Origin of the sequence: Micropruina sp., assembly GCF_047607385.1 — a bacterium.
Taxonomy (GTDB): domain Bacteria; phylum Actinomycetota; class Actinomycetes; order Propionibacteriales; family Propionibacteriaceae; genus Micropruina.
In genome coordinates this window covers 1-20,482 of sequence record NZ_JASGDE010000106.1, presented here as the reverse complement: position 1 = coordinate 20,482, position 20,482 = coordinate 1, and the positions used below count along the sequence as shown (strand labels likewise).

The 20,482-nt window shown below is 70.8% G+C and carries 17 protein-coding genes and 1 riboswitch; of the genes, 9 read left to right on the top strand and 8 right to left on the bottom strand.

The annotated features are described in order from the left end of the window. Positions 1–230 precede the first annotated feature (230 nt). From QM582_RS09795 to QM582_RS09775, 5 genes are all read right to left on the bottom strand, one after another. Positions 231–563: an excalibur calcium-binding domain-containing protein gene (locus tag QM582_RS09795; protein WP_415083954.1), complete on the bottom strand. Its 333-nt coding sequence runs from the start codon at positions 561–563 to the stop codon at positions 231–233. A 338-nt stretch (positions 564–901) separates the two neighbouring features. Next, on the bottom strand, positions 902–2,710 hold the full coding sequence (locus QM582_RS09790) for an HlyD family efflux transporter periplasmic adaptor subunit (protein WP_415083952.1): 1,809 nt from the start codon (positions 2,708–2,710) through the stop codon (positions 902–904). Further along, a complete protein-coding gene (locus QM582_RS09785; protein ID WP_415083951.1) occupies positions 2,710–3,939 on the bottom strand; it encodes an ABC transporter permease in 1,230 nt (409 codons plus the stop codon). Before QM582_RS09785 ends, QM582_RS09790 begins: the two co-directional genes overlap by 1 nt. After that, the gene (locus tag QM582_RS09780; RefSeq protein WP_415083949.1) at positions 3,939–4,637 is read right to left on the bottom strand and encodes an ABC transporter ATP-binding protein; all 699 of its coding nucleotides are present in this window, start codon (positions 4,635–4,637) and stop codon (positions 3,939–3,941) included. The genes QM582_RS09785 and QM582_RS09780 overlap by 1 nt, the downstream gene beginning before the upstream one ends. Continuing rightward, positions 4,634–5,863: an efflux RND transporter periplasmic adaptor subunit gene (locus QM582_RS09775; RefSeq protein ID WP_415083947.1), complete on the bottom strand. Its 1,230-nt coding sequence runs from the start codon at positions 5,861–5,863 to the stop codon at positions 4,634–4,636. The genes QM582_RS09780 and QM582_RS09775 overlap by 4 nt, the downstream gene beginning before the upstream one ends. A 448-nt stretch (positions 5,864–6,311) precedes the next feature. Next, a riboswitch (FMN riboswitch) is annotated at positions 6,312–6,438 on the top strand. An 84-nt stretch (positions 6,439–6,522) separates the two neighbouring features. Between QM582_RS09775 and QM582_RS09770 the strand changes: the two genes are divergently transcribed. From QM582_RS09770 to QM582_RS09750, 5 genes are all read left to right on the top strand, one after another. Next, entirely contained in the window at positions 6,523–7,287 is a 765-nt protein-coding gene (locus tag QM582_RS09770) for an ABC transporter permease (RefSeq protein ID WP_415083946.1), read from the top strand. 9 nt (positions 7,288–7,296) lie between these two features. Next, positions 7,297–8,301: an ABC transporter substrate-binding protein gene (locus QM582_RS09765; RefSeq protein ID WP_415083944.1), complete on the top strand. Its 1,005-nt coding sequence runs from the start codon at positions 7,297–7,299 to the stop codon at positions 8,299–8,301. A gap of 497 nt (positions 8,302–8,798) precedes the next feature. Next, positions 8,799–10,943, top strand: coding sequence for a sensor histidine kinase (locus QM582_RS09760; protein WP_415083943.1), 2,145 nt, complete (start codon positions 8,799–8,801; stop codon positions 10,941–10,943). Then, entirely contained in the window at positions 10,940–11,608 is a 669-nt protein-coding gene (locus QM582_RS09755) for a LuxR C-terminal-related transcriptional regulator (RefSeq protein WP_415083941.1), read from the top strand. The genes QM582_RS09760 and QM582_RS09755 overlap by 4 nt, the downstream gene beginning before the upstream one ends. Before the next feature lie 497 nt (positions 11,609–12,105). Further along, complete coding sequence (locus tag QM582_RS09750) at positions 12,106–12,342, top strand: hypothetical protein (RefSeq protein WP_415083939.1); 237 nt, start codon at positions 12,106–12,108, stop codon at positions 12,340–12,342. On the opposite strand, the gene QM582_RS09745 is transcribed toward QM582_RS09750, so the two are convergent. The 3 genes from QM582_RS09745 to QM582_RS09735 all read right to left on the bottom strand — a co-directional run bounded on the left by QM582_RS09745 (position 12,336) and on the right by QM582_RS09735 (position 15,353). Continuing rightward, the gene (locus QM582_RS09745) at positions 12,336–14,015 is read right to left on the bottom strand and encodes a M48 family metalloprotease (protein ID WP_415083937.1); all 1,680 of its coding nucleotides are present in this window, start codon (positions 14,013–14,015) and stop codon (positions 12,336–12,338) included. The genes QM582_RS09750 and QM582_RS09745 overlap by 7 nt on opposite strands. 298 nt (positions 14,016–14,313) lie before the next feature. Further along, positions 14,314–14,973: a transglycosylase SLT domain-containing protein gene (locus QM582_RS09740; RefSeq protein WP_415083935.1), complete on the bottom strand. Its 660-nt coding sequence runs from the start codon at positions 14,971–14,973 to the stop codon at positions 14,314–14,316. A 146-nt stretch (positions 14,974–15,119) separates the two neighbouring features. Continuing rightward, positions 15,120–15,353, bottom strand: coding sequence for a PLDc N-terminal domain-containing protein (locus QM582_RS09735; protein WP_415083933.1), 234 nt, complete (start codon positions 15,351–15,353; stop codon positions 15,120–15,122). A gap of 123 nt (positions 15,354–15,476) precedes the next feature. On the opposite strand from QM582_RS09735, the gene QM582_RS09730 reads away from it, so the two are divergent. From QM582_RS09730 to menD, 4 genes are all read left to right on the top strand, one after another. Beyond that, complete coding sequence (locus QM582_RS09730) at positions 15,477–16,574, top strand: AMP-binding protein (RefSeq protein WP_415083931.1); 1,098 nt, start codon at positions 15,477–15,479, stop codon at positions 16,572–16,574. Continuing rightward, entirely contained in the window at positions 16,575–17,453 is an 879-nt protein-coding gene (locus QM582_RS09725) for a 1,4-dihydroxy-2-naphthoate polyprenyltransferase (protein WP_415083929.1), read from the top strand. A gap of 77 nt (positions 17,454–17,530) precedes the next feature. Continuing rightward, a complete protein-coding gene (locus tag QM582_RS09720; protein WP_415083927.1) occupies positions 17,531–18,589 on the top strand; it encodes an o-succinylbenzoate synthase in 1,059 nt (352 codons plus the stop codon). Then, on the top strand, positions 18,586–20,181 hold the full coding sequence (gene menD / locus QM582_RS09715; RefSeq protein WP_415083925.1) for a 2-succinyl-5-enolpyruvyl-6-hydroxy-3-cyclohexene-1-carboxylic-acid synthase: 1,596 nt from the start codon (positions 18,586–18,588) through the stop codon (positions 20,179–20,181). Before QM582_RS09720 ends, menD begins: the two co-directional genes overlap by 4 nt. The last annotated feature ends 301 nt before the right edge of the window (positions 20,182–20,482 follow it).

The following is a 20,482-nucleotide window of genomic DNA, read 5'->3' as shown; positions in this document are numbered from 1 at the left end:
GACGCTGGGGACGGTTCCTTTCGTCCCACAGGTAGTACCAGTGGCACGACGGGGACGGTTCTTTTCGTCCCACAGGTACTACTTATGGGACGAAAGGAACCGTCCCCAGCGTCCCACCGCCAGCGTCCCACCGGTACCCCGTGGGCCGCGGGGAACCGTCCCCGAACCTGAACCAAAAGGAACCGTCCCCGATCGTTCAGCTGATCGGGGACGGTTCCGTGACGGTCAGGTCAGTGCTTCTCGCAGGCGATGCCGTCCTTGTCGCGATCCAGCCCGCGGTTGTACTTCATCGCCTCGTTGTAGATCTTGGTGGACTTCGTGAAGTTCTTCACCGGCTTGCCCCGGGAGACCTTGTCCTTGGCGTTGGCCCGGCCGACGCCGTGCTTGTACTTCTTGTTCAGTGCCGTGCAGTTCTTGTAGAGAGCCTTCTTCGCCGAAGACTTCGCCGTCGGCAACGCCACGCTGCTCGGTTGGGACGTGGCCTGGGCGGCGATCGAGTTCATCGGCCCCAGCGCCAAAGCGAGTGCAGAACCGACAGCGACGAAACAAATGACCTTGCGCATGAAAGCCCGATTCCCCCCGGAATCCCCCGAATCCGGCGGCGGTTCCGCCGGCGCCTCCAAGGCTAGGGGGCTGCGGCCGGCCGGCTCAATCCGGGACTGTCACCTGTAGGAGTGACTCCACCTGGACGCCGTGGGGCGAGGGTGGGACGAGGGGACGGTTCCTTCGTTCCGCTCAACCTGAGTGGAACGAAAGGAACCGTCCCCATCGTTCCGCTCAACCTGAGTGGAACGAAAGGAACCGTCCCCATCGTTCCGCTCAACCTGAGCGGAACGAAAGGAACCGTCCCCGGCGTACCGGCGGCCTCGCCGCAGGTTCAGGCCGGCGACTCGGACCACGCCTACCGGCTGGGGGACGCCGAGGGTGCCGCACTCGGCGCCGTGGACGGGTTCACCGGCTGTGCCGAGGTGCTCGGGGAGGCGCTGGCTCGGGTGCTGCCGGTGGTGGTGCGGCGGCCGGTGGTGTTCGACGGCAGCGCCGCGGTGTTGTCGGCCAGCACCACCAGGTCGCCGGCTTTCACCCCGTTGGTGATCTCGATCCAGCCGCCGCCCACCGCGCCGGTGGTCACGTTCACCGTGCTGGCGCTCTCGGCCCGGGCGCTGTCGACCACCTGCACCGTTCCCGTACCCGTTCCGGTCGGGGTGAGTGCCGAGACCGGCACGCGCACCACGTTGGTCGCGCTCTTCACCGGCAGGTTGACCGACGCCTTGGCGCCGGAGGCCAGCAGCTGGTCGGGATCCGACACCGTCACCGTGGTCGTGTAGGTCGGGGTGTCACCGGCCGTGCCGCTGGTCTCGACGGCGCTGATCGCGGTCAGCGTGCCGTCCAGCGTCGTCGTCGATCCGGCCGGCGCCACGCTCACCCGCTGCCCGGCCGCGACCAGCGACCGGGTCTTCAGCGGCAACTCGAAGGTCACCTGGGCGTTGCCGCTGCCGACCACGACGATCGCCCCGCTCCCGGACGCCGACCCGGCGGTCAGCCCGACGCTGCCGACCGTGCCGGAGATCGGGGACCGCAGCTCGGTGTTCGCCAGATCGTCCTGCGCCGACTGCAGTTGCTGCTCAGCCTGCAGCAGCTTGGCCTTGGCGGACGCGACCTGGGCCGCGCTGACCGTGGGCGTCGAGCTGGCGGAACCCGCGTTCGCGGACGCCGAACCGGTGCCGGACTTCGACGAACCCGTCGAGCCGGTGCTCGGCTTGAGCAGCTGCTGCACGGTGCGCTGCAGCCCGGCGGTGGCCAGCTGTACCTGGGCCCGGGCCTCGCCGCAGGCCTTCAGCTCGGCGGTGCTCGGATCGTTGCGTTCGATGGTGTCGGCCTGGTCCTTCACACTCGCGCTCGGGGTCGTCGTCGCGCTCGGGGTCGTCGTCGCGCTCGGGGTCGCCGATCCGTTCCCGGACGCCGACCCACCGGCGCTCGGCGAAACCGTCGCGCTGCTCGTCCCGCTGGACGTGGGCGTCGCGCTGGGGCTGGCCGACGGACTCGGGCTCGCACTCGGGCTGGCCGACGGACTCGGGCTCGCACTCGGATCCGGCTGCGGAACGGCGCCGAACACCGGCGCGCACACCGTGGACTCCTTGGCCACCGCGTCCGTCACCTGCTTGGTGGCGTTCATCAGTGCCGCCGGATCGATGGTCACCCCGGCCCGCTGCCCGGAACCGGAACCGGAACCGGCACCGGTGCCGGTGCCGGTGCCGGTGCCGGCACCCGAACCCGTCCCGGACGAGGAGGAACCCGCGCCCGACTTGTTCGTGCCGGCCCCCGTCCGGCTGCTGCTCGACGACGGATGCTCGGCCGAATACAGCGACGCCTTCGCCTCGGCGACCGAGGTCTCGGCCTGCAATACCGCGAGCTGCAGCGGTCCCTTCTTCAGGGTCGCCAGGACGTCGCCGGCATTCACCGTGGCGCCGACCGCGGCCTTGACGCTGCTCACCGTCCCGCTCACCGCGAAGGACGCCGTGGCGGTGTTCGTCCGGGACACCGTGCCCGAGGTGGTGTAGGTCTGCGTCACGTCCCCGGTGCCGACGGTCGTGGTCACGTAGCGGGCCGGTCCGGACGGTGAGGCCACCGCCACGCCGATGCCGACGCCGGCGACCACCACCAGGGCGCTCCCGGCGATGATCACCGCGCGCAGTCGTGGGTTGACGGCCATCATTCGCTCCTCAATGCGTCGATCGGGGCCAGCTTCGCGGCCCGGGTGGCGGGGTAGACGCCGGCGACCAGGCCGATGCCCAGCGATACCGCCAGCGCCAGCAGGGTGGCCGGCACCGAGATGGCGACGCCGATGCCCAGCGCCGGGGTCAGCACCACGGCGCCGAGCACGCCGATGCCGACGCCCAGCAGCCCGCCGAGAATGCCGAGGATGCCGGCCTCCACCAGGAACTGCTGGCGGATCACCCCCGGGGTGGCGCCGAGCGCCTTGCGCAGGCCGATCTCCCGGACCCGCTCACTGACCGAGACCAGCATGATGTTCATCACGCCGATGCCGCCGACCAGCAGCGAGATGCCGGCGATGCCGCCGAGCAACAGGGTCAGCACGCCGGTGATCGAGGTGGCGGTCTCCACCAGGGACGCCTGGGTGCTGACCGAGAAGTCCGCGTCGTCGGTGCTCACCTGATGCGAGGCGAGCAGCGCGGTGTGCACCTGCTGGTAGGCGGCGGAGAGGCTGTCGGCGTCGCGTCCGGAGAGGTAGATCGACGAGACGCTGTTGGCGTTGCCCGAGGTGGACAGCCGGGCCGCGAAGGTGGTCAGCGGCACCACCACGGTGTCGTCCTCGTTGGCCGACAGGGACGAGCCCTCGGAGGCCAGCACGCCGATCACGGTGAAGGACTGCCCGTTCACGCTGACCGTCTGGCCGATCGGCGAACCGGTGGAGAACAGCTCCTCGGCGGTGGTCGATCCGATCACCGCGACCGGCTGTGCCGAGTTCAGCTCGTCGGCGGAGAAGAACCGTCCCGAACCGACCTCGCGGGCCCGTACGGTCTGCCAGTCCGGCACCGTGCCGACCACCGTCGAGGTCCAGGTGGTGGACGCCGACTGCAGCGATCCGGACGTCGTCGACACCGGGGCGACCGCGGCGATGTCGGGGGCGACGGCCGGGTCGGCGAGCATCGCGGCGTCCGCGGTGGTGAGCGTCGAGGCCGCGCTGCCGCCGCCCCGGAAGCCACCGCTGGATGTGCCCTGACTAGGGCTGACGATGATCATATTGGAGCCCAGCGCGTTGATCTGGGAGGTGATCTGCTGTTGCGCGCCCTGGCCCAGGCCCACCGTCAGCATCACCGCGGCGATGCCGATCAGGATGCCGAGCATGGTCAGCAGCGATCGCATCCGGCGGGCGTTCAGGGCGGCGACCGCCGTTCGGACGGTCTCGGACCAGGCCATCACCGGACGGCCCCCAGCAGCGAGTCGGACCAGGACAGCAGGCCGTCGCGGATGAACACCCGCTGCCGGGCCCGCTGCGCGACGTCCAGCTCGTGGGTGATCATCACGATGGTGCGTCCGGCCTCGTTGAGCTCGGCGAACAGCTCCAGGATCTCCTCGGTGGAATGCGAATCCAGGTTGCCGGTGGGCTCGTCGGCGAGCAGCAGTGCCGGGTCGGTGACCAGGGCGCGCGCCACCGACACCCGCTGCTGCTGGCCGCCGGAGAGCTCACCGGGACGGTGCTGGACGCGTTCGCCCAGCCCGACCCGTTCCAGCGCCGCCATCGCCCGCTCGCGGCGCTGGGCGGCCGGCACGCCGGCGTATACCAGCGGCAGTTCGACGTTGCGCAGCGCGGTCAGGCTGGGCAGCAGGTTGAACTGCTGGAAGACGAAGCCGATCTTGCGGTTGCGCACCTCGGCCAGCTGTTTCTCGGTCATCGAGCCGACGTCGGTGCCGTCCAGTTCGTAGTTGCCGGAGGTGGGCACGTCCAGGCAGCCGATGATGTGCATCAGGGTGGACTTGCCGGAGCCGGACGGGCCCATGATCGCCAGGTAGTCGCCCTCGGCGACGGACAGGTCGATGCCCCGCAGCGCCTCCACCTGCACCACCCCGGTGGAGTAGGTCTTGCGGACGTCGACCATGTGCAGCATCGGGATCATCGGCCCTGCCTCCCGTTGCCGTTGCCGTTCCCGCCGCCGCCCGGAGGCTGGCCGCCGCCCAGGCCGCCCCCGAACCCGCCGCCGAATCCGCCGGGTCCCTGACCCTGCTGCTGGCTGCCGGTGCTGCTGGTGGCGTTGGGCCGGACGAAGGTGATCTGCACGCTGTCTCCGTCCGACAGCCCCTTGGTGATCTCGGTGTCGCTGCCGAACACCCGTCCGACGCTCACCTCGACGGTGCTGGTGGCGCTGCCGTCGACCTTGGTGACCACCGTCTTGCCGTTCTCGGTGCGGATCGCCGCGGTCGGCACGGTGAGCACGTCGGGGTAGCTGCCGGTGGTGATCACCGCCGAGGCGGTCGTCCCGGAGTACAGGTCGGTGTGGTTGCCGGAGAGGTTGACCACGATCGGGAAAGTGGCGGCGCCGTCACTGGTCGAGGTGGCCACGATGCCGACCGAGGCGACCGTGCCCTTGATCGCCTTGCTGGCCCCGGACGGCGTCACCGCGACGCTCTGCCCGGCCTTGAGGCTGCCCAGGTCGGCGCTGCCGACGCTGCCCTCCAGCTTCCAGGTGGCGGTGGAGATCACGCTGAACTGGGCGCTGCTGGCCGACGAAGTCGACGAGTTGGCGTTGCTGGAGCTGTTGGCGTTGCCGGAGGTGTTCGAGCGGCTGGACGACGCCGAGGACGTCCCGCTTCCGCTGACGCTGTCGCCCTCCTCGGCGGTCACCGCGGCCACCGTGCCGGCGATCGGGGAGCGCAGCACGGCGGCGTTGAGGTCCTGTTTGGCGCTGGTCAGCGAGGCCTTCGCCGAGGCCACCTGGGCCTTGGCGGAGTTGATCGCGGCCGTGCTGCCGTCGTTGTCGACGACCTCGTCGTAGTTGGCCTGCGCGGTGGTCAGATTGGCCTCGGCCACGTCGACGGCATCGGCCAGGTCGGTGTCGTCGATCCGGGCCAGCTTCTGGTTCTTCTTCACCTTCTGGCCGGCTTTGACGTAGACGTCGGTGATGGTTCCGGAGACGGCGAAGTTCACGTCCGACTGTTTGCGCGGGCTCAGCGTGCCGTCCAGGCTGACCGTCTGGGTCTGGGTGCCCTGGGTCGCTTGCACGGTGCGGCTGAACGCCTGCGGTTCCCGGTTCGCGGCGGGCCGCAGCAGCAGGAAGCCGCCGACGCCGGCCGCGGCCAACACCAGCACGGCCACGCTCAGCCACAGCCATTTCTTGCCCGACATGCGAAAACGGCGCCGGGGAATGGGCGCCGTCGGCGTTTCAGTTGACATGGATTCGGATCTCCTCAGCGGGTTGGCCCGGTCGACGCTAGGAGGTCAACCTGTGCGATTGCTGTGTGCAGCTGTGCCGGACGCTGTGCGGACCCCGTCGGGGGCTGTCCCGATCGTGCCCGTCCGCCCAAAAGGCCCTGCCTAACTACCTACGCCCTCCCACCTACGGGAGGGCGTAGGTAGTTAGGCAGGGGTCTACTGGCCGGGGCCCGACGCCGGACCCGGTGGGACGGCTAGAACCGTCCCCGATGAACGGTGGGACGGCTAGAACCGTCCCCGATGAACGGTGGGACGACTAGAACCGTCCCCGACGGTCGTCGCCGACCATCCCCGAGCCGCCCGGGCGTTCGGACGGCGGCCGGCGGAGGCGTCCGGACGGGGCGGGCATATACTGACGCCGATTCGTGCTCCGGGGTCGGTGTAAGTCCGAACCGGCGGTGACAGTCCGCGACCCGCTGCAGTGCAGTGGTTGATCCGGTGGAATTCCGGGACCGACGGTGAAAGTCCGGATGGGAGGCAGCACGGACGGTGGTCGTCGTCGACGTCCGCCGTCATTGGCGCATTCTGCTGCGCCGACCCCGGAACGCGTGGACGCGGACCGGAGGAGACCAATGAGCCAGCTGAGCCCTCAGCGCCGGCGGCTGCTCGCGCCCGCACTGTTCGGACTGTTGCTGCTTGTGGTGTGGCTGTTGGCGGCCTCGGCTGCGTCCCCGTTGCTGCTGCCCGGACCGGGTGGGGTGCTCACCCGGATCGTCGAGGACGCCGTCGCCGGCACCCTGTGGCCCTACCTGGCCGTGACCCTCGCCGAGGCGATCGGCGGCTGCCTGCTGGGCGCCCTGGCGGCGTTGCCGCTGGCGATCGCGATCCACCGGTCGGCCTGGTTCTCCGACGCCGTGCAGCCGTTCCTGGGCGCCACCCAGGCGATCCCGGCGATCGCGCTGGCCCCGCTGCTGGTGCTCTGGATCGGCTACGGGCTGGTGCCGGTGGTGCTGCTGTGCGCGCTGATCGTGTTTTTCCCGATCCTGGTGGCGGCCGTCACCGGGCTGCGGATGGTGGACCGCGAAGTGGTGGACGCGGCCCGGCTCGACGGCGCCGGCAGCCTGGCCCTGCTCCGCCACGTGGAGGCGCCGCTGGCGCTGCCGTCCCTGCTCGGCGGGTTCAAGAACGGCTTCGCGCTGAGCGTCACCGGGGCGGTGGTCGGCGAGATGGTGATGGGCGGCAGCGGCCTGGGCACCGTGCTCACCGTGCAGCGGGACGCCGTCGACACCGCCGGCATGTTCGCCACCATCGCCTGGCTCTGCCTGATCGCGGCCGGCGCCTATTCGTTGATCGCCTGGTGGGAGCGCCGCTCCGCCATCGTCGAGTCCCTGACCTGAGGAGACCCCATGCACCGCCGAACCCTTCTGACCGCCGCCCTCGCCCTCGGCGTCGCCGGCTGCACCGCCGCGCCCGCCCCGAGCGGGACGCCGTCGGCATCCACCCCGGCGGCTCGCGCCACCATCGGGCTGAGCTACATCCCCAACGTGCAGTTCGCGCCCTTCTACGTCGCCGAGGCGCAGCAGCTCTTCGCCGGCGTCGAGGCGCAGGTGAGCCTGCGCCACCACGGCGCCACCGAGGGCCTGTTCACCGCGCTCACCTCGGGCAACGAGGACTTCCTGGTGGCCGCCGGCAGCGAGGCGATGCAGGCCCGCGCCGAAGGCGTCGACGTGATCGCCGTCGGCGCCTACTACAAGGCGTTCCCGGTGGACGTGATCGTGCTGGGCAGTTCCCCGATCAAGGAGCTGGCCGACCTGAAGGGACGCTCGCTCGGCGTCCCGGGCCGGTTCGGCGAGTCCTGGCTGGGTGCCCAGGTGGCGCTGGCCAGCGCCGGGCTCACCGAGCAGGACGTCACCATCGTCGAGGTCGGCTTCACCCAGCGGGCGGCGCTGACCGAGAAGAAGGTGGACGCCGTGGTCGGCTTCCGCACCAACGAACTGGTCCAGCTGAAGCTCGCCGGCGCCGAGCCGCGGGCGCTGCCGGTGGCGTCCGGGACGGTGCCGCTGGTCAGCACCTGCCTGCTCACCTCGAAGGCGTACGCCGACAAGAACCCCGCGGTGGTCCGCCAGGTGGTCGCGGCCACCGGCAAGGCGATCGAGGCGACCACCGCCGACCGGTCCGGCGCGATCGACCTCGCGGCCAAGCAGATCCCCGGCTGGACGGCGTCCGCCCGGCCCAACGCGGAGGCGGTGCTGGACGCCACCATCGACCTGATGGGGCTCACCGACGGACGCTTCGCCCCCGCCCTGGACGCCGCCCAGTGGCAGGCGATGGCGGAGTTCCTGACCACGTCCAAGCTGATCGCCAAGCCGGTCGCCGCGGCCGATGCGTTCAGCAACGCCTACGCCGGATAGCAGAATCCGTGCAGCTAGTACTTCTGGTACCACCGGTAGTTTTCGGGAGTTGAGATGGGTGTGGCGCACCAGGTGCTGGGGCCGGCCGCACGCCGGGCTCGCGGCCTGGCGAGCCGGGCGCCCATGACCTTGTGGTCGTCCCACCCGCGGCCGTCCGGTCGGCCTCGAACGGGAAGCGGGAGCATCGTTTCGTCCGGGCACGGACGCGGCGCAGCGGTCTGCCTGGACCCAGACCGGATCGGCTGGTCTGGAAACACCCCGGACGGCGGTGGCAGGATGACCCCTATGAGGGACGCACGACCTGTGGGGCTGAAGTCTGTCCGCGGGTCGGGTGAGCCCTCGCCGGCAGGGGCATGGCCCGGTGACCGGCTGGATGGCCGGGCTGTCTAGTGCCGCGCAGGAAACGTGCGGGCAATCTGGGCAGAGCGGACTCTGCCTGGGGCGCCACTGCCGCCGGGCTGAGGCTGGGACTCGCCCGCGCGGTCGCGATGACCTGCTTGGCCACCTTGTTGCCGGCGCTGTTCATCGCCTTCGGGCAGCTCGAATACCTGCATCCGGCCTGGTTGGCGTCCGTCGGCGGCGGCATCGTCGGCTTCACCCTGCTGATGCCGATCTATGCCTGGTCGCTGGGCGACGTCCGTTGGCTGTGCGGCGCGTACGCGCTGGTCAATCTGATCGGCCTGGCCACCTGGCCGCTGGCCTGGACGACCCCGGCGACCGCTGAACATTCGCCCTGGCTGTGGATGAGTCTCGGGGTGGCGGCGGTCTGCGCCGCGATGGCGACCACCGTCCCGATCGGCTTCGGCTACACGGTGCTGGCGGCGCTGACCTTCGGCTTCGTCCGGATGACCCGCTCTGGCGGCGACCTGGACGCCTTGGAAGCCATGCAGGACGTGCTCACCCTGCTGGTGCTGCCGGCCGCCCTGCTGTTGCTGATCCAGTTCTTCGCCAACGCCGTCGACGAGCTCGATACCACCACCGCCGATTCGCAGCGGGTGGAGGCCGACCTGGCCATCGACGAGGCGCTGAACGAGCAGCGCACCGTGCTGGACGGCATCGTCCACGACCGGGTGATGACGACGCTGGTGGCGGCCGTGCAGACCGACCAGTCCCGGGCCGAGGTGGCCGACCTGGCCCAGACCGCGGTGGACGCGCTGGCGTCCGCGGGCGCCGCGACGGACGCCGGACAGCCGCTCACCCCGCAGCAGCTGGGGCGGCTGATCGAGGACATGGTGGAGAGCGTCTGCCCGCAGGCGCAGGTCGTTGTCGACCCGGAGAGCGAGGAGTTCCTGGTCAGCCCCGAGATCGTCTCCGTGCTCGGCCAGGCCACCCGGGAGGCCGCCCTGAACGTCACCCGGCACGCCGAGGCGGAGAACGTCACCATCACCATCGGGGCGCGGACGGACGGCGGCGGCCAGCAGGTGCGGGTCGACGTCCGCGACGACGGCAAGGGCTTCGACCCGGCGTCCCTGCCGGCGAACCGGTTCGGCATCCGGGTGTCGATGAACGACCGGATGAAGCACATCGGCGGCTCGATGCAGATCACCTCCCGGATCGGTGAGGGCACCCTGGTCAGCCTGCTCTGGACCGGACGCGAGCGAACCGGGGACGCCATGTCGCGGCGCCGAGTGTCCGAGGCGGTGCGGTCGGTGCTGCGGGTGGAGTTGTTCCTGTTCCTGGTCTGGCTGGTGGTCGGCGTCCAGGTGCTGGTCGGGCTGCTGGCCGCTGAGACCGGGGACGCCGGTCCGCTCTCCTTCGGCGCGCTCGGCCTGGCCCTGGTCGCCACCGGCGTCGCGCTGCGCCGGGCGGGGGAGCGGCGGATCAGCACCGTCGAGGCGATCCTGGTGGTGGCCTGCCTGTCGGTGATCTCCCAGCTGATGCACGATGCCACGCCGCACGCCGCGCTGGCCGGCAACAGCGCCTGGCACGGCGCGGTGGTGATGGTGCTGTTGATCACCGTGCTGGTCCGCGGCCAGCGGGCGATCGCCTGGGCGGGGCTGGGGATCTTCCTGATCCAGACCTTCCTGTGGACCTACCGCGATCCGTTCGGGCTCTATGTGTTCCTCGAGGTGGCGTTCGGGCCGGTGCTGTGGCTGGTGCTGGCTACCCTGGTGCTGCGCGGCGTCCGCGGGATCGGCGAGCAGTTGGTGCGGGTGCGCAGCAGTTCCCGGCAGAACACCCGGGCGATGGCGGAGAGCTTCTCCAAGCTGGTGCTGCGCGAGGTGTGGCTGACCGAACTGCGCGACCAGATCGGTCCGCTGCTGACCAATCTGGCCGACCCCAGCCATCAGCTGAGCGCCGAGGAGCGGGAGGCCTGCCGCGTCCTGGAGGGCCGGCTGCGGGACTCCCTGCGGGCCGGGAACCTGATCTCACAAGGGGTGTCGGACGCCATCCAGGCCGCCCGGGAACGCGGCGTCGAGGTCGTCCTGGTGGACAACCGCGGCTCCAAGCTGCCCGAGGCGGTGCGCCGCGCCACGCTGCGCCGGCTGGAGCAGCTGGTCCGCGCGTCCACCAAGGGACGGATCGTCGCCCGCACCGCGCCCGAGGGCTACGCCGAGGCGGTGACCATCCTCCAAGTGGACGCGGAACGCAACCTCACTACGATTGACGAGGCCGGCACCGTCACTGTGAGGAAGACATGACCGAGACCGATACCCCGATCATCCGGACCGCGATCATCGACGATCACGAAGCGATTCGCCTGGGCGTGGGGGCCGCCCTGCAACAGCACGCCGCCGGCTTCGTCAGCGTGGTCAGCTCGCACGAGACCGTGGACGCCTTCCTGGCCGACACCGTGGACGCCGACGTGGTGATGCTGGACCTGTCCCTGGGCGACGACTCCGACCCCAAGGACAACGTCGAACGCCTCGCCGAGGTGGGCTACCGGATTCTGGTCTACTCGATCGCCGACAACATCCGGCTGGTCCGCCGGGCGCTGGCCGGCGGCGCCGACGGCATCTGCCGCAAAGCCGAACCGATCGCCCAGACCATCGAGGCGCTGAAATCGGTCGCCGAGGGCCAGATGGTGCTTTCCCAGGAGATCCTGGCCGCCATCGAATCCGACACCAGCTACGTGGCTGCCAGCCTCGGACCCCGGGAGCGGCAGGTGCTGTCGCTGTATGTCGCCGGCCTGGAGATTCCCGAAGTCGCCCAACAGCTCTACATCACCGAGAACAGCGTCAAGGAATACCTGAAGCGCATTCGGGTAAAATACACCCAGGTGAACCGTCCGGCGAACAACAAACTGGAACTCTTCCGCCGAGCGATCGAAGACGGAATCATTCCCCCGGTGGAGCGCCGCAACTAGATCTTTCGTTGGTCGAGCTTGTCGAGACCTCGCCGCTGGTCGAGCTTGTCGAGACCTCGCCGCTGGTCGAGCCTGCCGATCCCATGCCGTTGGTCGAGCTTGTCGAGACCTCGAGCCCTCAAAGCGTCCACCAGAACTTGCGACACAGTGAGGCGCGCCCCCAGCCAACTGGCGATATGTCGGCGGGGTCTAGGGGACCTAGATAGATGCTGTCTAGCCGGGATTTGACCACGCTGCTGGTGCGACCGATGGAGTACCGCAAGCTGCTCAAGGCCGCGGGCTACGTCAGCCGCCAGGGCAAGGGTGACCACGAGGTGTGGTTACTGGGTGCCGAGACCGTGGTCATTACACAGACCCGGACCGTGTCCCCGGCCTGGTCCGGAAGGCGCTGGAGTTCATCGCACGATCGAAGGAGGCGCGATGGTCACTATCGCCATCACTGCTCACCGCTGGCTCGGTGGCTGGGAGTTGCGGCGTGAGGGCGATCCGATCACCCGGTGCGCACTCTCGAAAAGGCCCGGCAGCAGGTCATCGACTACTACGACACCATTGTGTCCGGCGTCGATCATTCTGATTGGGATGTTGTCGTGGTCCCCGACATCGGTGAGCTCGGCGATGAGGTTGCGAACGCCAGGCAGGCGATGGAAGAGGCCGCGGAGGCTGGCAGGGAGGCCGCGAAGTGGACGCGCGGCCAACGGGGACGGGTGCAGGAAAGCTCGACAGGATCTCAGTAGACCTTGGGGGCTCCCAGATAGTGCACCGCTTCACCGAGGTGTGCGGGGGAGTCGACCAGTGCGGTTTCCAGGGTGCCGGTCATGGCGAGGGTGCTGCGGTCGGCCAGGGTGAACGTGATCCGGGGCTTCACCCGTCCGGTGACGTCGGCGCCGACGATCTGGGCGGCGTCCCACCACAGGGCGCCGGGCTTGCGGCGTCCGGCGTCGACGCCTTCGGAGCGCGCGCAGTACAGGCGCGGGTGCTGGTGTTTGTCAGAGACCTGGTCCTTGTTCTCCTTGACCACGGCCTTGTCGAGCGGCAGGGCGAGAATGCCGGTGGTCCACAGGTGGACGTCGCGGCGGCCCTCCCAGGGACCGGTGAGGTGGGACGCGGCCGCCAGCCACTGCGGGACGTCGGTGGCCGCCCGGGCGTTGAGCACATCGACGCCCAGCCCGGCCAGCCAGGCGCGCACCGGGCCGCTGTTCCGCGCCTGCACCGCCGCGCGGAGCCGCTCGGTGATGCCGAGATCGGAGCCGTCGGGGGCGGCGAAACGCGCCTCCGCGGTCCAGGACGGGATCACCCGGGCGGCACCCACCCCCAGCAGCGCCGACAGCACCGGCGCGTACAGGACGGCCACCACGTCGTCGGGATCGGATCCCGGTTCGGGCTGCTCGATCAGCGCCAACAGGTAGTACAGCCGGCCGTCGCCCAGGCCCTTGCTGCGCGCCCGCGCACCGGTCTGCTCGGCTTCGGCGTTCACCTGCTGCCGGATGCCGCGGACGATCACCTCGTGCCACGACACCAGCGGCCAGTTCTGCACGGTCAGCCCGCCCTCGGCGGCGTCCAGCCAGGCGCCGCCACCGGTGAGCAGCTCGTAGGCGGGCAGGCCCGGGTCGTAGGGCGGTGACGGCTCGGTGGCGCCGGCCTGGGCCGCGGCCTCGAAGTGCGCGATGCGTTCCCGCAGCGGGGGGTGGGTGGCGGAGGCGCGCTGCTTCTCCTCGGCCAGAATGCGGGTCACCACTGGCCGCAACTCGTCGGCGTTGGCGGCCAGCAGCTGCTGCATCCCCTCGCGCAGCGACGCCCGCCGTCCGGCAAGCTCGAACAGCCAGACATAGTCCTCGCCGAGCACCCGCCAGGTCAGGTCGGCACGGACGATCGCCCGCATCGCCTCGGACGCGGTCTGCGGCCCGGCCGCCAGCACCGACAGCTGATCGGCGCGCAGCTCAGCCTCCCGGGACGCCGGCCCGGCCGCCAGCGCATAGACGGCCGCATAGAGGGTGAAGAACCACCGCCACAGCACCCCCGCCTTCGCGCGCACCTGCTGCAGCAGCACCAGCCGGCGGGCGATCCGCGCCGACTCCGCGGTGTCGCCGCCGGCGAAATGGCCCAGCTCGTGGGCCAGCACGGCGCGCAACTCGCCACGGGTGAAGGTGGCCAGCAGCGGCAGCCCGATCTCCAGCTCACGGCGTCCGGAGACCTCCGCGACGGCGGCGTTCACCTCCGGCACGATCACGATCCGGCTCGGGGCGGCGGTCTGGGCCAGCGCCGCCAACTCGGCGACCTCGGCCCACAGCTGCGGATGCTCCGCGGGCACAATCTCGACGCCCTCAGCAGGCTCCGGTTGGTACCGGGCCGCGGCGCGGGCGCCGAAGAAAAGCGCAACCACCAGCGGGACGACCAGAATGCGCAGCATCGGGGTAACACTGCTGTCGCTTCCGAAGAGGGCATCCTTTGCCGCGATGACGGCAAACACCAGGCCGACAATCAGTGCGACAACGACGACAGGGAAAAGCCATAGGACCAGTCTGGGGGCGAGACGGTGAGCCACAGGGCGAACTGTAGGGTGCCTGCCCGGATTGCGCGCCTGATTGTCCACGCAGTTTTTGTGGCTGACTAAGAATAGCTCCGGAAATCACATCCGGGTGATGGTGTGGTCGCACGGCGTCCGGGTCGCGAGGGCCCCGGCGGGCTGGTGGTGGCGAGCGGGTCGCTCAGTACCAGCCGGCTCCCTGCTTGAACGACCAGGCCTGACACGGCGTCCCGTAGCGCTGCTTGATGTACTTCAGCCCCCACTTGATCTGGGTGGCCGGGTTCGTCTTCCAGTCGTCGCCCTCGGTGGCCATCTTGTTGGCCGGCAGCGACTGTGGAATGCCGTACGCGCCCGAGGACGGGTTGGTGGCGTTCCACTTCCACTGCGATTCCTGGGTGAAGATCTTGTTCAGGCAGCCGAACTGGTCCTCGCCCCACTTGTATTCGGCAAGCATGATCTTCTTGGCGATATCGCGCGGCGCGGTCTTCTTCGGGTCGTAGCCGAGCTTCTTCACCTGGTCGGCATAGCGGGCCTTCTTCTCGGCCGCGGCACGCTGCTTGACGAATTCGTTGACCTGCAGCGTCCGCTCCCGGGCGGCGATATCGGTCTTGGCCCGATTCAACGCATCCTGCCGGTCGGCCAGGGCGCGGACCACCTCGGGCAGCAGATCGGGGCGGACGGTGTCGCGGGACACCTGGTCGCCGCGGTCGTCGCCCGGCGGCACCGTCGGGATGACGATCTCGCTCGGCGTCCGGGTGTCGGCCTGCGCGACACCGGCGAAGCCGACGCTCACCGCGAGGGCGGCGACGATCCCCAACGCGGGACGGACGAGTGTAGGCACCAGACGAGAGTGCCACACGATTCGTGCGGGAGAAACTCGGCGGATGCCCTGTGAGCCAATGCTGAGGCGGTCTTTGGGTGTTCTTGAGGTTGGGCTGCGTGGTGCCGGGACCTTGGCGGGCTGGATCGGTGGGGGTTTCGCCACGACTACAGGCCGCGCAGGAAATCCGGATCGTCGTCGGGGGCCCGGGGATGCCGGGGCGGCTGCTGCTGGCGCAACGGACGCCCGGCCACCAGCCAGGCGATCGCACCGATGCCGGGCAGCAGGATGATCAGCGCCACCCACAGCCACCGCGGCACCAGGCGGACACGGTCGGGATCGGCCTGAGCGACCTCGATCAGGCAGTAGATAACCAGAAGGGCCAGAAGCACCACTGGCATGATCCGCGGCATACCCCCAATCTACCCTGCGGGCCGTGCTGCTCGGCGAGAGTTCCCCGGCGCAGGGTGATGACGCCGGAGCCCCTCGGAAACGCGTCCGCCGAACGGCATTAGGGTAAGCGGGTGCGCATCCCGGTGATCAGCGGCCCCGGCGTCCCGGACGCCGTCGCCGAGGTTCTCTCCGGTGGGCCGGCGATCGCGGTGGTCGCCGACCAGGCGTCCGTTCCGGCGTCCTGGGATCTCGCCGGCCGTCCGCTCGAACCCGATGCCGGGGTGCTGATCGGCACCTCCGGCTCCACCGGAGACCCCAAGGGTGTCCTGCTCAGCACCTCAGCGATCCGGGCCTCCGCCGAAGCCACCCATCGCCGGCTGGGCGGACCCGGCGACTGGGTCTGTCCGCTGCCGCTGCACTACGTGGCCGGGCTGATGACCGCGGCCCGGGCGGCCGTCGCCGGCACCCGGATCAGCGTGGTGCCGTCCGATCTGACCGAACTGCCGACCGGGCCCGGACGCACCTACATCTCTGTGGTCGCCGCCCAGTTGCACCGTGCCCTGGACAACCCGGACGCCGTCGCCGCCCTGGCCCGCTTCGACGCCGTGCTGGTCGGCGGGTCCGCGATCCCGGCACCGCTGCTGAGCCGGGGCAGGGCGGCCGGCATCACCCTGGTCGCCACCTATGGCATGGCCGAGACCTGCGGAGGCTGCGTCTACGACGGGGTGCCGCTGGACGGCGTCCGCATCGACATCGGCGAGCGGGACCGCATCGCGATCGCCGGCGACTGTGTCTTCTCCGGCTACCGGCTCGACCCGGACGCCACCGCCGCGGCCCTGCGCACCGGCGCGGACGGCGTCCGGACGCTGCTCACCCACGACCGGGGCCGCTGGTCCGACGGCCGGCTGCAGGTGCTCGGACGCCTCGACGACGTGGTGATCACCGGCGGCGTCAACGTCGACCTGGGACGCGCCCAACGCGCCGCCGACGCCGTCTTCGGACCCGGCGCGCTGGTGCTGCTCGGCGTCCCCGACGAACGCTGGGGAACCCGGATCGTGGCGCTCACCGAGCTGCCGCTGAGCGTGGACGACTGCCGCGCCCGGCTGGCCGGCCGGCTCGAGGCGTCCGCGATTCCCCGGCAGCTGCGCCGGGTCGCTGGTCTGCCCCGAACCTCCACTGGCAAGATCGATCGGCGGAGCCTGCGCCGGTTGTGGGCCGAAGGGAGCTGAGTGGCCACATCGAGTCAATGGCTGGAGGGCGCCCGGATCCGGACCCTTCCGGCCGCGGTGTCCCCGGTGCTGGCCGGCAGCGGGATCGCCGCCTTCGAAGGCGCGTTCTCGGTTCCGCTCGCCCTGCTCTGCCTGCTGGTCGCGCTCGCCCTGCAGATCGGCGTCAACTACGCCAACGACTACTCCGACGGCATCCGCGGCACCGACGCCGACCGGGTCGGCCCGATGCGGCTGGTCGGCTCCGGCGCGGCCAGCCCGGGCAGCGTGAAAGCCGCCGCATTCGCCTGCTTCGGGGTCGCCGCCCTAGCCGGACTGGGATTGATCGTGCTCACCCAGCTGTGGTGGCTGCTCGCCGTCGGGGTCGCCGCGATCGCCGCGGCCTGGTTCTACACCGGCGGCAAACACCCCTACGGCTACCTCGGACTGGGCGAGCTGTTCGTCTTCGTCTTCTTCGGCCTGGTCGCCGTCGGCGGCACCGTGCTGGTGCAGGCCGGCCGCACCACCCCGGCCACCTGGGCGGCCGCGGTGACCATCGGCGCGCTGGCCTGCGCCATCCTGGTCGCCAACAACCTGCGCGACCTGCACGGCGACATCGCCGCCGGCAAACGGACGCTGGCCACCCGGCTCGGCGACCGCGGCACCCGCTGGTTCTTCGTGGCGTTGGTCGTGGTCGCGCTGGCCGGGGTGGTGATCGTGGCGCTGCTGACCACCGGGTGGGCGCTGCTCGGGCTGCTCGCGGTGGTGCTGCTGGCCGGTCCGGCGCGCGAGGTGCTCGCCGGCGGTGCCGGACGGGCCCTGATCACGGTGCTGAAACTGGTCGGCCTGGCCGAACTGGTCGCCGCCGCCGGACTGGCCCTCGGCCTGGCGATCGGAGGCTGAATGGGATCCGATGGGCGATGCTCGTTGGTCGCCACGGTCGAGACTTTCCGTCGGCAGGGTTTCGACGGGCGTGACCGGTGGGGGTTGCGTTGATCGGCGTCCCGCTCACCTACGACCTGCCGCTGACAACGCGTTTCAGGGGCGTCACGCGACGCTCCGGGATGCTGCTGCGCGGCGCTGCGGGCTGGGGGGAGTGGAGCCCGTTCCCCGAATACACCCGCCCCGAGATCGACGCCTGGTGGCGGGCCGCGGTCGAGGCGGCGGACGTCGGCTGGCCGCATCCGGTGCGGTCCAGCGTGCCGGTGAACAGCATCGTCCCCGCGGTGGACGCCGAACGCGCCGGAGCCTTCGCCCTGGCCGGGGGCTGCCGGACGGCCAAGGTCAAGGTCGCCGAACGCGGCCAGTCGCTGGCCGACGACATGGCGCGGGTGGAGGCGGTGCGGGCGGCGCTGGGGGCGTCCGGACGGGTACGGATCGACGCCAACGGCGCCTGGAGCGTGGACGAGGCCGTCCGGGGGCTGCGGGAACTGGCCCGGTTCGACCTGGAGTACGCCGAGCAGCCCTGCGCGAGCGTGGAGGAGCTGGCCGAGTTGCGGCTGCGGCTGGCCCGGTCGGGCATCGAGGTGCCGATCGCCGCAGACGAGTCGATCCGGCGCTCCGGTGATCCGGAGCGGGTCGCGGCGCTGGACGCGGCCGACGTGGCGGTGCTGAAGGTGCAGCCGCTGGGCGGCGTCCGGGCCTGTCTGGAGCTGGCCGAACGGCTCGGCCTGCCAGTCGTCGTGTCGTCGGCGCTGGAGACCTCGGTCGGGATCGCCGCCGGGGTGGCGCTGGCGGCCGCGCTGCCCGAACTGCCCTATGCCTGCGGGCTGAACACGGTCGCGCTGCTGGCCCGCGACGTGGTGGACGACCCGCTGGTGGCCGTCGACGGTGCGCTCGAGGTGCGCCGGGTCGTTCCCAGGGAACCGCTGATCAAGCATGTCCCGGCTGCGGCGTCCGCAGCTCATCCCGCCGGGCACGTCCTCGCTCGGAACAGCATTGATCAGCGCTTCCCCAGCGGCGATGATTGGCGGGCCGCGGACGAACTGGACCACTGGTGGCGTCGGCGGCTGTCCGAGGTGGAAGAGGGATCCAGGTGAGTTCACCGCAGTGCGCCGTGGCGATCGTGGCGCAACTGTGCGCCCAGGGCGTGACCGACGCCGTGCTCGCGCCCGGCTCCCGCAGCGCGCCGCTGGCCCTGGCGCTGGCCCGCGCCGAGGCGGAGGGACGGCTGCGGCTGCACGTCCGGGTCGACGAACGCAGCGCCGGGTTCCTGGCGTTGGGCCTGGCCAAGGCGTCCGGACGCGCGGTGCCGATGGTGACCACGTCCGGGACCGCGGTCGGCAACCTGATGCCGGCGGTGATGGAGGCGCACCACGCCGGCGTCCCGCTGCTGGTGATCAGCGCCGACCGGCCCGCCGCCCTGGTCGGTTTCGGCGCCAACCAGACCACCGACCAGTCCCGGCTGTTCGACCCGTTCGTGCGCTGGTCGGCGCGGGTGTCGTCGGCGGCGCCGGCGGCGTCCTGGACGGCGCAGACCGCGCGGGCCTGCCTGCTCGCCGAGGAGGGTCCCGGGCCGGTGCAACTGAACGTGGAGCTCGACCAGCCGCTGGTGGACGGCGACCCTGCGCTGCCGGCGGTGCGGGCGGTGACGCGAGGTGCTGCTGGGGCGCCGCAGGCGGTGGCGTTGCCGGCCGGTCCTCGCACGCTGGTGTTGTGCGGCGACGCGTCCGAGGCCGTCGGACGGCAGGCTGCCGCGGCGGCTGCTGTGGGCGGGTTGCCGCTGGTTGCGGAACCGTCCAGCAACGCCCGGTCGGCGGCGCTGCGGACCGGACGGCTGCTGCTCGGTTCGACTCTGGCCGAGCAGGTCGAGCGGGTGGTGGTGTTCGGTCACCCCACCTTGTCGCGTCCGGTGAACAAGCTGCTGGCAAGGGACGACGTCGAGCTGATCGTGGTCAGTTCGGGCCCGGACTGGGTGGACCCGACCTGGCATGCGACCCAGGTGCTGCCGGGTGTGCTGCTCGAGCCGGGTGACCCGGACTGGCTGGCGCGCTGGCGTGCGGCGGATGTCGAGTTGTCGGCTCGGGTGGATGGGGTCTTGGCCGGTCAGGGTGTGCTGACCGGGCCGGCGGTGGCGGCCGCGGTGGTCGCCGCGACCGGGGACGGGCTGCTGATGCTGGGCAACAGCCAGCCGATCCGGGACGCCGACCTGGCGTCGCTGGGCCGGGGGCGGGTGTTCGCCAACCGCGGCCTGGCCGGGATCGACGGCACCGTCTCGACCGCCGTCGGCATCGCGCTGGCTTCGGACGCCCCGCTGACCCTGCTCTGCGGCGACCTGACCTTCCTGCACGACGGCAACGGGTTGACCGCCGGGCTGGGCGAGCGGCGTCCCGACCTCCGTATCGTGGTGGCCGACGACTCCGGCGGCAGCATCTTCGCCACCCTCGAGTACGGCGAAGAACGCTACGCCGGTGCCTTCGACCGTGTCTTCGGGACGCCCTCCGGCGTCGACATGGTGGCGCTTGCCGCCGCCCACGGCGTCCGAGCCCGCCGGGTGACCACGTCCGCCGAACTGGCCGACGCCCTCACCGAACCCATCGCCGGCCTCGACGTCATCGTCGCCACCGTGGACTGCGCCGGACGCCGCGCCCTGAACGCCCGCCTGAACGCCCTGGGTGTCCTCGCCGGCTGACCGCGCCAGCCGACCGGGGACGGTTCTCGACGGTCGGGGACGGTTCTGGGCGGTTGATTTTCGAACGGTTGGGGACGGTTCTCAACGGTTGGGGACGGTTCTGGGCGGTTGGTTTTCGAACGGTTGGGGACGGTTCTCGTGTTGTTCAGGTGCTGTCCCGGGTCGTCCGGCCCGTTCTCGGATCGTTCGGGAGCCCTGTTCGTGGGTGTTTCGGGGTGGATCTTGTGGCGGTGTTGAGGTTGTTGGGATGGCGGGTTGAGGTTGGCCGGGCAGAGTTCTTCTTGTGCGGGGGGCACAGCCG